Origin of the sequence: Buttiauxella cochleicola (assembly GCF_021282405.1) — a bacterium.
GTDB classification, from domain to species: domain Bacteria; phylum Pseudomonadota; class Gammaproteobacteria; order Enterobacterales; family Enterobacteriaceae; genus Buttiauxella; species Buttiauxella massiliensis.
Genome location: NZ_JAJSOU010000005.1, coordinates 149,293 through 163,328, shown reverse-complemented (window position 1 = coordinate 163,328; position 14,036 = coordinate 149,293). Strand labels below are relative to the sequence as shown.

The following is a 14,036-nucleotide window of genomic DNA, read 5'->3' as shown; positions in this document are numbered from 1 at the left end:
GCTGTCAGGCATATGCTCTCTTCAACGACCTATAATGGGCATGAATGCAGTAAGGAGTAGCTTATGTTGAAATCAATTGTTCTCGCATTATCGATTCTGGTAGTCGCTCCGCTGGCTGCGCAGGCTTCAGAAATTACGCTAATTCCAGCGGTGAAACTGCAAATTGGCGACCAGGATCGGGGCGGTAATTACTGGGACGGTGGCCACTGGCGGGACCGTGGCTGGTGGAACGACCACTATGAATGGCGTGATAACAGATGGCATCCGCATGACCATCATGACGAGCGCCATGACCATGACCACCATGATAAGGACCACCATGATAACGGCAATCACTATGGCCAATACAAACATCACTAAGCAAAACGCCAGCATTGTGCTGGCGTTTAGTTTTACTGTTCGTGACGCTTGAATACCAATTCATGTTTACCGGAAGCCGCTTCATCAAAGAAGTAGCCATCAGTGTTAAAGCCCGTTAGCTGCTCAGGTTTAGTCAGGCGATTTTGAATGATGTAGCGGCTCATCAGGCCACGGGCTTTCTTGGCATAGAAACTAATGACTTTAAATTTGCCATTTTTCTCATCAAGGAACACCGGCTTGAAGATTTCTGCGTTGAGCTTTTTCGGTTTAACCGATTTGTAGTATTCATCTGAAGCCAGGTTAATCACAACATTGTCACCCTGAGCTTCCAGCGCCTGGTTCAATTTTTCGGTGATGGTGTCACCCCAGAAATGATACAGATCTTTACCCTGCGGGTTCTCAAGCTTAATGCCCATCTCCAGACGATATGGCTGCATTAGGTCAAGTGGGCGCAATACGCCGTACAACCCGGAAAGCATCCGTAAATGCTGCTGGGCGAAATCGAAATCTGCATCGCTAAACTCTTCAGCCTGCAACCCTGTATACACATCACCTTTAAACGCCAGAATCGCCTGACGCGCATTTTGTGGGGTGAATTCCGGGTGCCATTCGTGAAAACGGGTTTCGTTTAGCGAAGCCAGTTTGTCGCTGATATGCATCAGGGATGAGATTTGCGGGGCGCTAAGTTTACGCGCCACGGCAATCAGCTGTTGGGAATAGTCCAGCAGCTCGGGCTGTGTAAAGCGATCGGTAGGAAGATCGCTTTGATAATCCAGTGTTTTTGCAGGTGAAATTAGAATTAGCATATCTGTTCCTTGCCGATTAATGCCCACTACTGTAGCAAATTTACTGAAAGTATTAGCCGATGGTTGCGATTAGCGCCTGGTTTCAGGTGGTTCCGGATTGTCCCAGATGCCCGGTGCCAGCTGGCTTTTAATTTCCGGAAAGCGATTCGGGTCGAAAACGGGGGTTTCACCTAACTTTAACTGCCGCAGGTAATCGATACTCAGATCGCGGGCGATAGGCGAAAGCAGCAGAATTGCCGTGAGGTTAGTGACAGCCATAAACGCCATTGCTACGTCTGCCATTTGCCAGACTAATGGCAATGGGGAAAGGGTGCCAAACATCACCATTACCAGTGCCAGGCAACGGAATAACACAGTAGCAAAAGGGCTCTTTTGTTGTAAAAACAGAAGGTTGTTTTCTGCGTAAGCGTAGTTGGCGACAATCGATGTAAATGCAAATAGCATAACAATGAGAGCGATGAATCCCGTTCCCCACGACCCCACTACACTACTAAGTGCTTGTTGTACCAGCATTATGCCGTTCATGTCAGGGCTTGCCGTATCCAGAATGCCCGAAAACAGGATAATCCCGGCGGTGGCTGAGCAGATGATTATTGTATCAATCAACACACCAAACATTTGCACCAACCCTTGTGATGCGGGATGTGGTGGCCATGTCGCAGCAGCCGCTGCAGCGTTAGGTGAAGAACCCATGCCAGCTTCGTTAGAAAACATGCCGCGCTGAAAACCGGTGGTGATTGCCTGACTAATTGTGAATCCCAGGGCTCCTGATGCCGCTTCTTGCCAGCCGAACGCGCTTTTGAACACCAGCGAAACCACTTCAGGTAAACGCTCGATATTCATTGCCATGACGACCAGGCTCATCAACACCCAGATAAGCGCCATAAACGGAACCAACCATTGGGCAATGCGCGCGGTGCCACGCATTCCACCCCAAATAACACCGGCTGTTAAGACAACAAGCCCGATGCCAACCCAGGTTTTGGGAATTCCGAAAGCGTTATTCACGGCATTGGCGATGGAGTTCGCTTGCACCGCATTGAAGATCAAACCAAAGGCTATCATCAGGAAGATGGAGAACATCACCCCCATCCAGCGCATTCCCAGCCCACGTTCCATATACCACGCCGGACCACCGCGATAATTGCCTTCGCTATCACGCGTTTTATAAAGCTGGGCGAGGGTGCATTCGGCAAAAGAAGTCGCCATTCCGAGCATGGCTACGACCCACATCCAGAAAATAGCACCAGGTCCACCGAGTGTAAGAGCAAGTGCCACGCCAGAAAGATTACCGCTACCTACACGAGCAGCGAGACTTGTGCAGAGCGCCTGAAATGAGGATATTCCGGAAGGATCTTTATTTTTATTCGCCAGAATTATGCTTCGAAGCTGGGTCAAATAGCGGAATTGTACAAAACCACAGCGCCAGGTGAACCAAAGGCCTGCGCCGACTAACAAATAAATGAGGATGGAACCCCATAGTATCTCATTGATAAACAGAAAAAAATCTGCCATTAACATCCCTCGTTTGCATGCGTTGTGAGCACAGCTAATGCGCGGTGGTCGCGCATGATCCTTTAGATTGCAGGCAAATAATACACGGTATTTATCAGTTTCGCGTTCAGTTCCTGCCGATGTGTTGCTGCGGTTGCACCTGAATTGCGTCGTGATATCATCAAGCCAGACCGGTTACATCCCCCTAACAAGTTACATCTAATGAGAAACACTATCATGACGGATAAATTGACCTCCCTGCGTCAGCTAACCACAGTAGTTGCGGACACCGGGGATATTGCGGCAATGAAGCTGTATCAACCGCAAGATGCCACCACTAACCCATCTCTGATCCTGAACGCTGCGCAAATTCCTGAATATCGCAAACTGATTGATGATGCGATTGCATGGGCGCGTGAGCAGAGCAGTGATCATGCACAACAGGTTGTGGATGCGACTGACAAGCTGGCGGTGAATATTGGTCTGGAAATCCTGAAACTGATCCCAGGTCGTATTTCTACTGAAGTTGATGCGCGTCTGTCTTATGACACCGATGCCAGCATCACTAAAGCAAAACGTCTGATCAAAATGTACAACGATGCGGGTATCAGCAACGACCGTATCCTGATCAAACTGGCTTCTACCTGGCAGGGCATCCGTGCTGCTGAGCAGCTGGAAAAAGAAGGCATCAACTGTAACCTGACTCTGCTGTTCTCCTTCGCTCAGGCTCGCGCTTGTGCTGAAGCAGGTGTGTTCCTGATCTCTCCATTCGTAGGCCGTATCCTCGACTGGTACAAAACGAACACCGATAAGAAAGAGTACGCACCGCATGAAGATCCAGGTGTGGTTTCTGTTTCTGAAATCTACCAGTACTACAAAGAACACGGCTATGAAACCGTGGTTATGGGCGCAAGCTTCCGTAACCTGGGCGAAATCATCGAACTGGCTGGCTGTGACCGTCTGACCATCGCACCTGCTCTGCTGAAAGAGCTGGCTGAAAGCGAAGGTACTGTTGAGCGTAAACTGTCTTACACTGGTGACGTGAAAGCACGCCCAGAGCGTATGACTGAATCCCAGTTCCTGTGGAGCCACAACCAGGATCCAATGGCAGTTGATAAACTGGCTGACGGCATCCGTAAGTTTGCTATCGACCAGGAAAAACTGGAAAAAATGATCGGCGACCTGCTGTAATCATGACGTGTGGCAGGCTGCGCCCTGCCACGCTTTTTAGTGTTTCACCTCTGTCTGCTACTCCCTCCACCGTGTATCATTCCGTTAAGTTTTGACTGTCCGGGAATGATATGAATACCTTACGCATTGGCTTAGTTTCCATCTCCGACCGCGCTTCGAGCGGTGTATATCAAGATAAAGGCATTCCGGCGCTTGTTGACTGGCTGGAGCGCACCATAACGACTCCTTTCCAAATTGAAACGCGCTTAATTCCTGATGAACAACCGCTTATTGAACAGGCGCTGTGTGAGCTGGTGGATGAAATGGCGTGTCATTTGGTGTTAACCACCGGTGGTACAGGCCCGGCACGCCGCGATGTCACTCCTGATGCAACGCTTGCGGTTGCCGATCGTGTAATGCCTGGTTTTGGCGAGCAGATGCGCCAGATAAGCCTGCATTTTGTACCGACGGCAATTCTTTCACGCCAGGTCGGCGTAATTCGCAAGCAAGCATTAATTCTTAATTTGCCGGGGCAGCCTAAGTCCATCCAGGAAACTTTGGAAGGCGTAAAAGGCGCAGAAAACAAGGTGGTAGTGCCGGGGATTTTCGCTAGTGTACCGTATTGTATACAGTTATTAGATGGTCCTTACATTGAAACAGATAGCTCTGTGGTAGCAGCTTTTCGCCCTAAGAGTGCCATTCGCGATACAAACTCCTAAAACCAAGTTGTTTGCGGTATAAGATGTAGTCACTCTGGCAAGTGGAGTGTGGTTCGTTATAGTGAATTTGCTTTACAGCAAAATGGAAGCTAATAACCACACTCTACTCTGGAAGCAGGCTCTTATGGCACAACAACTCAATTCAACACATCGCACCAGGCCCCTGAATCGTCAGGATTACAAAACCCTGACCCTTGCCGCTTTGGGCGGTGCGCTCGAATTCTACGACTTCATCATTTTCGTCTTTTTTGCCACCGTTGTTGGGGCGCTTTTCTTCCCGGCCGATATTCCCGAGTGGCTTCGTCAGCTACAAACTTTTGGTATCTTTGCCGCAGGCTATCTGGCTCGTCCGCTGGGTGGGATCATCATGGCGCACTTCGGCGACCTGGTTGGTCGTAAAAAAATGTTCACCTTGAGCATTTTACTGATGGCGCTGCCAACGCTTGCGATCGGGATGTTGCCGACCTATGAAACGTTGGGTATCGCGGCACCTGTATTATTGCTGCTGATGCGCGTTCTTCAGGGGGCGGCAATCGGTGGTGAAGTGCCCGGAGCATGGGTATTTGTCGCAGAACACGTTCCCTATAAACGTATTGGTATTGCATGTGGCACCTTAACAGCTGGTTTAACTGCCGGTATTTTGTTGGGTTCCGTGGTTGCTACCATCATTAATACCTCTATGACTCAGCAAGCGATTCACGATGGTGGCTGGCGTATACCGTTCTTCCTCGGTGGGATTTTCGGCCTGGTGGCAATGTATTTGCGCCGCTGGTTGCAAGAAACTCCCATCTTCCTTGAGATGCAACAACGCAAAGCGCTGGCAGAAGAGTTGCCGTTGAAATCGGTCATCGCAAACCATAAAAAAGCGGTTGTGATTTCGATGCTGCTGACTTGGTTGTTGTCGGCGGGGATTGTAGTGGTCATTTTGATGGCGCCAACCTGGCTGCAAAAACAGTTGGGTATTGCGCCCGCACTGACGCTTCAGGCGAACAGTATCGCCATCGTGATGTTGTGCATTGGTTGTATTCTGGCTGGTCTGATTATTGACCGTATCGGTGCCAGCAAAACCTTTACTCTCGGCAGCTTGTTATTGGCCGTGAGCAGTTGGATGTTCTATCACCTGACGGCAATTTATCCTGAATATCTTTTCTTATTCTATGGACTCGCTGGTTTGAGTGTTGGTGTTGTGGGGGCTGTACCGTTTGTGATGGTGCGTGCGTTCCCGGCGGAAGTGCGTTTTAGCGGCATCTCGTTCTCTTACAATATGTCGTATGCCATTTTTGGTGGACTGACGCCAATCTTTGTCACGATGTTATCTGCCATATCACCAATGGGACCTGCCTGGTATGTGCTGGCGCTGGCAATGGTTGGGCTGGGATTGGGGATTTGGTTACGCAAAGATTTAACGCATGAAGATAAGGTGGTTGAAAGGCCGCTGCAACATTCATAAAAAAACGCGGAGGCTAGCCTCCGCGTTTTTGTTTTCTTACACGTGAGTGCAGGAATTAGTGTTTTTCACCAATAGGCAGCACGGTACGGCCAAACTGCTCATTGAGCACTTCGCCCATTGCCAGATAAATGGCGCTTGCACCACAAACCAGGCCAATCCAACCCGCAACGCGAACGATGCTTTCGTTATCTACCAGGTGGCCAATAGCCAGCAGGGCAAACAGGACGGTCAGGCTACCAAACACGAACTGCAGCATACGTGGCGCTGAAGCCAGGGTGCCGAAGAACATGAACAGTGTGAATACGCCCCACAGACCGAGGTATGCACCGAGGAAGTGTGCGTTCGCAGCATCTGCAAGACCCATCTTAGGCATGATCAGAATGGCGACCAGAGTCAGCCAGAAAGAGCCATAAGAAGTGAAAGCTGTCAGGCCGAAAGTATTACCTTTCTTAAATTCCAACAGGCCGGCAAAAATTTGTGCGATACCACCGTAGAAAATGCCCATTGCAAGGATGTTGACATCAAAAGGGAAGATGCCGGTGTTATGCAGGTTGAGCAGAATGGTGGTCATGCCGAAGCCCATCAAGCCCAGGGGAGCTGGATTAGCCAACTTAGTGTTGCCCATAGTTCCTCTAAAATTCGTCTGAAAATGATTATATGTAGTCGCCACAAGCTGCTAAAGGGCAGCGGGGCGCGGCATCATAATCAGGTGGAGAGCCTGAGTCCATGATCTAAACAGGTGTGAAGATGAAAATTTTTTTTGCCTTGCCCCTTGATGGCGAGCCGAGTGACCCCATCTTGTATGCAACCGCAGTTGATGGACCTGTAAAAAATCATGTTTGGGCAGTTGAAAGACTCTTGTTTGCCCGCATAACAGGTTCACGACCATATGACGAACAAATTTTAAGTGGAGACGTTTAGATGGGTAAAATTATTGGCATCGACTTGGGTACTACCAACTCTTGTGTAGCGATTATGGATGGTACTACTGCTCGCGTTCTGGAAAACGCAGAGGGCGACCGCACCACTCCTTCTATCATTGCTTATACGCAAGATGGTGAGATTCTGGTTGGTCAGCCGGCTAAACGTCAGGCAGTGACTAACCCGCAGAACACATTGTTCGCGATCAAACGCCTGATTGGCCGTCGCTTCCAGGATGAAGAAGTGCAGCGTGATGAAGCTATCATGCCGTACAAAATTATTGGCGCTGATAACGGTGATGCATGGATCGACGTTAAAGGCCAAAAAATGGCACCTCCGCAGATCTCTGCTGAAGTGCTGAAGAAAATGAAGAAAACCGCTGAAGATTACCTGGGCGAACCAGTAACTGAAGCTGTTATCACCGTTCCTGCATACTTCAACGATGCTCAGCGTCAGGCAACTAAAGATGCTGGCCGTATCGCAGGTCTGGAAGTAAAACGTATCATCAACGAACCAACCGCAGCGGCTCTGGCCTACGGTCTGGATAAAGAAGTTGGCAACCGTACTATCGCGGTATACGACTTGGGTGGTGGTACTTTCGATATCTCTATCATCGAAATTGATGAAGTTGATGGCGAGAAAACCTTCGAAGTTCTGGCAACCAATGGTGATACCCACCTGGGTGGTGAAGACTTCGATAGCCGTCTGATCAACTACTTAGTGGAAGAGTTCAAGAAAGATCAAGGTATCGATCTGCGTAACGATCCACTGGCTATGCAGCGTCTGAAAGAAGCTGCTGAAAAAGCGAAAATTGAGCTGTCTTCAGCTCAGCAGACCGACGTGAACCTGCCGTACATCACAGCAGACGCGACTGGTCCAAAACACATGAACATCAAAGTGACTCGTGCGAAACTGGAATCCCTGGTCGAAGACCTGGTAAACCGTTCTATCGAGCCGCTGAAAGTTGCACTGCAAGATGCTGGCCTGTCTGTATCCGATATCCAGGACGTAATCCTGGTTGGTGGTCAGACTCGTATGCCAATGGTGCAGAAGAAAGTTACTGAGTTCTTTGGTAAAGAACCACGTAAAGACGTTAACCCGGACGAAGCTGTTGCAATCGGTGCAGCTGTTCAGGGTGGTGTGCTTGCTGGTGACGTGACTGACGTACTGCTGCTGGACGTTACCCCGCTGTCTCTGGGTATCGAAACCATGGGCGGTGTGATGACTTCACTGATCAACAAAAACACCACTATCCCGACTAAGCACAGCCAGGTGTTCTCCACAGCTGAAGATAACCAGTCTGCGGTGACCATCCATGTGATTCAGGGTGAACGTAAGCGTGCAGCTGATAACAAATCTCTGGGTCAGTTCAACCTGGATGGTATCAGCCCAGCACCACGTGGCATGCCACAAATCGAAGTAACTTTCGATATCGATGCTGATGGTATCCTGCACGTTTCCGCTAAAGACAAAAACAGCGGTAAAGAGCAGAAGATCACCATCAAGGCTTCTTCTGGTCTGAATGAAGAAGAAATCCAGAAAATGGTGCGCGATGCGGAAGCTAACGCAGAGGCTGACCGTAAGTTCGAAGAACTGGTTCAGACTCGCAACCAGGGTGACCACCTGATGCACAGCACTCGCAAGCAGGTTGAAGAAGCAGGCGATAAACTGCCAGCTGACGACAAAACTGCAATCGAGTCTGCACTGAGCGCGCTGGAAACTTCTCTGAAAGGCGAAGACAAAGCTGACATCGAAGCGAAAATGCAGGCGCTGGCGGAAGTTTCTCAGAAACTGATGGAGCTGGCTCAGGCACAGCACGCTGAACAGCAAGCTGGCAACGCGACTGACGCTGGTAACTCTGCAAGCAAAGACGACGATGTTGTTGATGCTGAGTTCGAAGAAGTTAAAGACAAAAAATAATCGCCCTTTTATAAGTTAAAGTGTGATGTGAATAGAAGCACGGGCGTTGAGGTTTTCCTCTGCGCCCGTGCCCGCATGTTAGGGGCAGACAAAAAAGATGGCGAAGAGAGACTATTACGAGGTTTTAGGCGTTCCGAAAAACGCGGAAGAGCGTGAAATCAAGAAAGCCTATAAACGCCTGGCAATGAAGTTCCACCCGGATCGTAATCAGGGTGACAAAGAGTCCGAAGGCAAATTTAAAGAAATCAAAGAAGCCTACGAAATCCTGACCGACGAGCAAAAACGTGCAGCCTATGACCAGTATGGTCATGCCGCGTTTGAACAGGGCGGGATGGGCGGTGGCGGTCACGGCGGGTTTGGCGGTGGCGGTGCTGACTTTGGCGATATCTTTGGCGACGTATTCGGTGACATCTTCGGTGGTGGCCGCCGTCAGCGTGCTTCCCGCGGGTCCGATTTGCGTTACAACATGGACTTAACGCTGGAAGAAGCGGTTCGTGGCGTCACCAAAGAGATCCGTATCCCAACACTTGAAGAGTGTGGTGTTTGTCACGGTAGCGGCGCGAAAGCAGGCTCCAAGCCACAAACTTGCCCGACTTGTCATGGACAAGGCCAGGTGCAAATGCGTCAGGGCTTCTTTACCGTGCAGCAAAGCTGTCCACACTGCCAGGGTCGCGGTTCGATTATTAAAGATCCGTGCAACACCTGTCATGGGCATGGCCGTGTAGAGAAAACTAAGACTCTGTCGGTGAAAATCCCGGCAGGCGTTGATACCGGCGACCGTATTCGTCTTGCAGGCGAAGGTGAAGCGGGCGAGCATGGCGCACCGTCAGGTGATCTGTACGTTCAGGTTCAGGTGAAACAGCACCCGATCTTCGAGCGTGAAGGCAACAACCTGTATTGCGAAGTGCCAATTAACTTCGCGATGGCGGCATTGGGTGGCGAGATTGAAGTCCCAACACTGGATGGTCGTGTAAACCTGAAAGTGCCTGGTGAAACGCAAACTGGCAAATTGTTCAGAATGCGTGGTAAAGGGGTGAAATCCGTACGTGGCGGGGCTCAGGGTGACCTGTTATGCCGCGTTGTTGTAGAAACCCCGGTTAGCCTGAATGAAAAGCAGAAACAATTGCTGCGCGATCTGGCGGAAAGTTTTGGTGGGCCAAGTGGTGAAAAGAATAGTCCGCGTTCAAAGAGCTTCTTTGACGGCGTGAAGAAATTCTTTGACGATCTAACCCGCTAAACCTAACTTCCTTATTGGTAGTGAAAAAGCCTGAATCGAATATTTTTGATTCAGGCTTTTTTTATGCGCCAGGCATTCATTAGTTTTTTATGTAACTCGATTCGTTTTTCTCGAGTCTTTAATGCAATATAATCTACTTTTCTCGAAGTGTTAGACAGGCTATGCTTAATACATATTAATGCCCTAAATGATTTAAGGCAGTCTGAAAACCGGGATGAAAAGATGACAAAAAAACTAAAATACTTTTTCAATAATGATGCCTCCAGCGGCATCTTTTTAATCCTTGCCGCTGTGCTGGCAATGGTTCTTGCCAACCTGAGCTCCACCAGTGAGTTGTACCAGTCGTTTTTAAATACACCGGTAGAGGTGCGTATTGGTTCGCTGGATATCAGTAAAAATCTACTGTTGTGGGTCAACGATGCATTGATGGCAATCTTCTTCCTGATGATTGGCCTTGAAGTAAAACGCGAAATGGTGTGTGGTTCGCTTGCCAGCATGCGCCAGGCATCGTTCCCGGTTATTGCGGCATTGGGTGGCATGGTCGTCCCTGCTGCAATCTATTTGCTGTTCAACTTCCAGGACCCGATTACTCGTGAAGGCTGGGCGATTCCTGCAGCAACCGATATCGCTTTCGCACTGGGTATTCTGGCATTGCTGGGCAACCGTGTTCCTGTCGCACTTAAAGTGTTCTTGATGGCTTTGGCCATTATTGATGACCTGGGTGCGATCGTAATTATCGCTCTGTTCTACACCAGCGATCTTTCCATCCTTTCGCTGGCCGTTGCTGCTGGTGCTATTGCTGTACTGGCATTACTGAATATCTGCAATGTGCGCCGTACTGGTTTGTATATTCTGGTTGGTGTGGTGTTGTGGACCGCAGTATTGAAATCGGGCGTTCACGCAACACTTGCAGGGGTAATCATTGGTTTCCTTATCCCACTGAAAGAAAAAGATGGGCGCTCTCCGGCGAAAGAGCTGGAGCATGTGCTGCATCCTTGGGTCGCATTCTTGATTCTGCCGTTGTTTGCTTTTGCGAATGCGGGCGTTTCATTAAGCGGTGTGACTTTTGACGGGTTAACGTCGTTGTTACCGATGGGGATAATGGCGGGTCTGTTTATCGGCAAGCCACTGGGTATTAGCCTGTTCTGCTGGGCAGCACTGAAGTTGAAGCTGGCAACGTTGCCTGAAGGGACGACCTGTAAGGAAATCATGGCGGTCGGCGTGCTTTGCGGGATTGGTTTCACAATGTCTATCTTCATTGCATCACTGGCATTTGACGGTGCAGATCCTGCGCTGATTACCTGGGCAAAACTGGGTATTCTCTTGGGGTCACTGTTCTCAGCCGTCGTCGGTTACTGCATGTTGAGAAGCCGCTTCAGCTCGCAGTTACAGCATAATTAATGTTACTACTAACGGCTCCTCGGGAGCCGTTAGCTAATGGACTGTTTATCAGGGAGTGAAAAACGTATGTCACACATCAATTACAACCATCTCTACTACTTCTGGCAAGTCTGCAAAGAAGGGTCGGTTGTGGGGGCCGCAGAAGCGCTTTATTTAACGCCGCAAACCATCACCGGTCAGATCAAAGCGCTGGAAGAGCGCCTGCAAGGTAAACTCTTCCGCCGCCAGGGGCGTGGTCTGGTACCTTCTGAATTAGGACAGCTTGTTTTCCGCTATGCAGACCGTATGTTTACCTTAAGTCAGGAAATGCTGGATATCGTGAACTACCGCAAAGAGTCCAGCCTGTTGTTTGATGTCGGTATTGCGGACGCACTATCAAAACGCCTGGTGAGCGGCGTGCTTGATGCGGCTGTCGTAGAGGATGAGCAAATCCACCTACGCTGTTTTGAATCGACCCATGAAATGCTGCTTGAGCAATTGAGCCAACATAAACTGGATATGATCATCTCTGACTGCCCGATTGATTCAACTCAGCAGGAAGGGCTGTTCTCGGTGAAAATCGGCGAATGTGGCATTAGCTTCTGGAGCCAAAACCCGGTGCCAGATTTGCCTTTCCCTGCCTGTCTTGAAACCCGACGCTTGTTGATTCCAGGCCGCCGCTCGATGTTAGGGCGTAAGATTTTGAACTGGATTAACACTCAAGGATTGAAGGTGGAGATTCTCGGTGAGTTTGATGATGCCGCCTTGATGAAAGCCTTTGGTGCGGCGCACAATGCAATTTTTGTGGCTCCAACGCTATACGGGCAGGATATCTATAACGATGAGAACATTGTTGAAATTGGGCGCATTGAGAATGTGATGGAAGAGTACCACGCGATATTTGCAGAACGCATGATTCAACATCCAGCGGTACAGCGTGTGTGTAACCGGGATTACTCAGCGTTATTCAAAGAGGCTTAAAGCAGGGCTCAAATTTCAGATATAAAAAAACCGGCATAAGCCGGTTTTTTTCAAGCTAACAACAAGTTGGCGATTAAGCCAGTTTGTTGATTTGCGCTACAAGGTTAGCCTTATGACGCGCAGCTTTGTTTTTGTGGATCAGACCTTTGCTAGCCTGACGATCCACGATTGGTTGCATTTCGTTAAATGCTTTCTGTGCAGCAGCTTTGTCGCCAGTTTCAATCGCTGCGTATACTTTCTTGATGAAAGTACGCATCATAGAGCGACGGCTTGCGTTGTGCTTACGAGCCTTTTCAGACTGTACAGCACGTTTCTTAGCTGATTTGATATTAGCCAAGGTCCAACTCCCAAATATGATCTATGTAGACAATTCAAAGGCCGAGGAATATGCCCTCTTAGCCTTCTTTTGTCAATGGATTTGTGCAAATAAGCGCCGTTAAATTTCCGGAGCCTCTTACGTTGTGATGGCGCGGATTCTACCAGCATAACGGTCATGAATACAGCTTTAAGCAACAAAAATCGTCCAGTGATGCGCATCTACGTAGAAACCAGGCGCCAGTTCGATGAAAACCTTAATGCTTTATGCCAAAGGGGACAATCGCCGGTTAACCTTCACCGTGGTAATTGATATAATCCGCCGATTTCCACTGTTTTGAGCCAGCCATGAAGCTGATACGCGGCATACATAATTTACGCCAGAACCACCACGGGTGTGTCCTCACCATTGGGAATTTCGATGGCGTGCATCGAGGCCACAAGTCCCTGTTAAAAGGGTTGTGTGCACAAGGGCGTGCGCGAAATCTGCCGGTGATGGTCATGATCTTTGAACCGCAACCGCTTGAGCTGTTTGCAGGCGATAAAGCCCCAGCGCGTCTCACCCGCCTGCGCGAAAAGCTGCGTTATCTGGCTGAGTGTGGTGTGGATTACGTGCTGTGTGTGCGATTTGACAGGCGTTTTGCTGCACTCACCGCGCAAAACTTTGTCAGCGATCTTCTGGTTGACCGCCTCGGGGTAAAATTCCTCGCGGTAGGTGATGATTTCCGCTTTGGTGCTGGTCGCCAGGGGGATTTCTTGTTATTACAGAAGGCTGGTCTCGAATATGGTTTTGACGTCACCAGTACGCAAACCTTCTGCGAAGGTGGAGTGCGAATCAGCAGCACGGCTGTTCGCCAGGCACTGGCTGATGACGATTTGATACTTGCCGAAAGTTTACTGGGCCATCCGTTTATCATCTCCGGGCGCGTTGTCCACGGTGATGAACTTGGGAGAACCATTGGTTTCCCAACAGCGAATTTACCGCTGCGTCGCCAGGTTTCCCCGGTAAAAGGGGTGTTTGCGGTAGAAGTCGCAGGCCTGGGCGATAAACCCCTGCCAGGCGTTGCCAACATTGGCACGCGTCCTACGGTAGCGGGGATTCGCCAACAGCTAGAGGTCCATTTGCTGGACGTTGCAATGGACTTATATGGGCACCATATTGATGTGGTGCTACGTAAAAAAATACGAAATGAACAACGGTTTGCTTCGCTTGATGAACTGAAAGCGCAAATCGCCAAAGATGTGGTAACCGCCCGCGAATTTTTTGGGCCTAATACCTGAGC

Annotated in this window: 14 protein-coding genes; 10 read left to right on the top strand and 4 right to left on the bottom strand. The window is 49.5% G+C overall.

Annotated features, from left to right (window positions below; genetic code table 11):
- Positions 1-63 precede the first annotated feature (63 nt).
- Complete coding sequence (locus LVQ79_RS08575) at positions 64-360, top strand: DUF2502 domain-containing protein (RefSeq protein ID WP_232864615.1); 297 nt, start codon at positions 64-66, stop codon at positions 358-360.
- A gap of 32 nt (positions 361-392) precedes the next feature.
- Here the strand turns inward: LVQ79_RS08575 and yaaA are convergent, their stop codons facing one another.
- Entirely contained in the window at positions 393-1,166 is a 774-nt protein-coding gene (gene yaaA, locus LVQ79_RS08570; RefSeq protein WP_232864614.1) for a peroxide stress protein YaaA, read from the bottom strand.
- A 69-nt stretch (positions 1,167-1,235) separates the two neighbouring features.
- On the bottom strand, positions 1,236-2,681 hold the full coding sequence (locus LVQ79_RS08565; protein ID WP_232864613.1) for an alanine/glycine:cation symporter family protein: 1,446 nt from the start codon (positions 2,679-2,681) through the stop codon (positions 1,236-1,238).
- Between the two features lie 216 nt (positions 2,682-2,897).
- Here LVQ79_RS08565 and tal point away from each other — a divergent pair, with 216 nt between their 5' ends.
- The 3 genes from tal to LVQ79_RS08550 all read left to right on the top strand — a co-directional run bounded on the left by tal (position 2,898) and on the right by LVQ79_RS08550 (position 5,999).
- Positions 2,898-3,851 (top strand): transaldolase, encoded by a 954-nt coding sequence (gene tal, locus LVQ79_RS08560; protein ID WP_232864612.1) that lies wholly within the window; start codon positions 2,898-2,900, stop codon positions 3,849-3,851.
- Positions 3,852-3,961: 110 nt separating this feature from the next.
- A complete protein-coding gene (mog, locus tag LVQ79_RS08555) occupies positions 3,962-4,549 on the top strand; it encodes a molybdopterin adenylyltransferase (RefSeq protein WP_232864611.1) in 588 nt (195 codons plus the stop codon).
- 124 nt (positions 4,550-4,673) lie between these two features.
- Positions 4,674-5,999 (top strand): MFS transporter, encoded by a 1,326-nt coding sequence (locus LVQ79_RS08550; RefSeq protein ID WP_232864610.1) that lies wholly within the window; start codon positions 4,674-4,676, stop codon positions 5,997-5,999.
- A gap of 55 nt (positions 6,000-6,054) precedes the next feature.
- On the opposite strand, the gene satP is transcribed toward LVQ79_RS08550, so the two are convergent.
- Positions 6,055-6,624 carry an acetate uptake transporter gene (gene satP / locus LVQ79_RS08545; RefSeq protein WP_151993101.1) on the bottom strand — a complete coding sequence of 190 codons (570 nt, stop codon included), beginning with the start codon at positions 6,622-6,624 and terminating at the stop codon, positions 6,055-6,057.
- 122 nt (positions 6,625-6,746) lie between these two features.
- Between satP and LVQ79_RS08540 the strand changes: the two genes are divergently transcribed.
- The 5 genes from LVQ79_RS08540 (at position 6,747) to nhaR (ending at position 12,438) form a co-directional block, all read left to right on the top strand.
- Entirely contained in the window at positions 6,747-6,920 is a 174-nt protein-coding gene (locus LVQ79_RS08540; RefSeq protein ID WP_154150710.1) for a hypothetical protein, read from the top strand.
- Positions 6,921-8,840, top strand: coding sequence for a molecular chaperone DnaK (gene dnaK, locus LVQ79_RS08535; protein ID WP_151993102.1), 1,920 nt, complete (start codon positions 6,921-6,923; stop codon positions 8,838-8,840). It begins immediately after the preceding gene.
- 97 nt (positions 8,841-8,937) lie between these two features.
- Positions 8,938-10,077, top strand: coding sequence for a molecular chaperone DnaJ (gene dnaJ, locus LVQ79_RS08530; protein ID WP_151993103.1), 1,140 nt, complete (start codon positions 8,938-8,940; stop codon positions 10,075-10,077).
- 222 nt (positions 10,078-10,299) lie between these two features.
- Positions 10,300-11,478 (top strand): Na+/H+ antiporter NhaA, encoded by a 1,179-nt coding sequence (nhaA, locus tag LVQ79_RS08525; protein WP_232864609.1) that lies wholly within the window; start codon positions 10,300-10,302, stop codon positions 11,476-11,478.
- A 66-nt stretch (positions 11,479-11,544) separates the two neighbouring features.
- Positions 11,545-12,438, top strand: a complete 894-nt coding sequence (nhaR, locus tag LVQ79_RS08520) for a transcriptional activator NhaR (protein ID WP_232864608.1) — start codon at positions 11,545-11,547, stop codon at positions 12,436-12,438.
- 73 nt (positions 12,439-12,511) lie between these two features.
- On the opposite strand, the gene rpsT is transcribed toward nhaR, so the two are convergent.
- Entirely contained in the window at positions 12,512-12,775 is a 264-nt protein-coding gene (gene rpsT, locus LVQ79_RS08515; RefSeq protein WP_034459390.1) for a 30S ribosomal protein S20, read from the bottom strand.
- Positions 12,776-13,101: 326 nt separating this feature from the next.
- Here rpsT and ribF point away from each other — a divergent pair, with 326 nt between their 5' ends.
- Entirely contained in the window at positions 13,102-14,034 is a 933-nt protein-coding gene (gene ribF / locus LVQ79_RS08510) for a bifunctional riboflavin kinase/FAD synthetase (protein WP_232864607.1), read from the top strand.
- Positions 14,035-14,036: the final 2 nt, after the last annotated feature.

What these genes read in the sequence shown, in the direction of transcription:
- LVQ79_RS08575 (WP_232864615.1), top strand. Translation starts at nt 64, where the DNA reads ATGTTGAAATCAATTGTTCTCGCATTATCGATTCTGGTAGTCGCTCCG.
- yaaA (WP_232864614.1), bottom strand. Translation starts at nt 1,166, where the DNA reads ATGCTAATTCTAATTTCACCTGCAAAAACACTGGATTATCAAAGCGAT.
- LVQ79_RS08565 (WP_232864613.1), bottom strand. Translation starts at nt 2,681, where the DNA reads ATGGCAGATTTTTTTCTGTTTATCAATGAGATACTATGGGGTTCCATC.
- tal (WP_232864612.1), top strand. Translation starts at nt 2,898, where the DNA reads ATGACGGATAAATTGACCTCCCTGCGTCAGCTAACCACAGTAGTTGCG.
- mog (WP_232864611.1), top strand. Translation starts at nt 3,962, where the DNA reads ATGAATACCTTACGCATTGGCTTAGTTTCCATCTCCGACCGCGCTTCG.
- LVQ79_RS08550 (WP_232864610.1), top strand. Translation starts at nt 4,674, where the DNA reads ATGGCACAACAACTCAATTCAACACATCGCACCAGGCCCCTGAATCGT.
- satP (WP_151993101.1), bottom strand. Translation starts at nt 6,624, where the DNA reads ATGGGCAACACTAAGTTGGCTAATCCAGCTCCCCTGGGCTTGATGGGC.
- LVQ79_RS08540 (WP_154150710.1), top strand. Translation starts at nt 6,747, where the DNA reads ATGAAAATTTTTTTTGCCTTGCCCCTTGATGGCGAGCCGAGTGACCCC.
- dnaK (WP_151993102.1), top strand. Translation starts at nt 6,921, where the DNA reads ATGGGTAAAATTATTGGCATCGACTTGGGTACTACCAACTCTTGTGTA.
- dnaJ (WP_151993103.1), top strand. Translation starts at nt 8,938, where the DNA reads ATGGCGAAGAGAGACTATTACGAGGTTTTAGGCGTTCCGAAAAACGCG.
- nhaA (WP_232864609.1), top strand. Translation starts at nt 10,300, where the DNA reads ATGACAAAAAAACTAAAATACTTTTTCAATAATGATGCCTCCAGCGGC.
- nhaR (WP_232864608.1), top strand. Translation starts at nt 11,545, where the DNA reads ATGTCACACATCAATTACAACCATCTCTACTACTTCTGGCAAGTCTGC.
- ribF (WP_232864607.1), top strand. Translation starts at nt 13,102, where the DNA reads ATGAAGCTGATACGCGGCATACATAATTTACGCCAGAACCACCACGGG.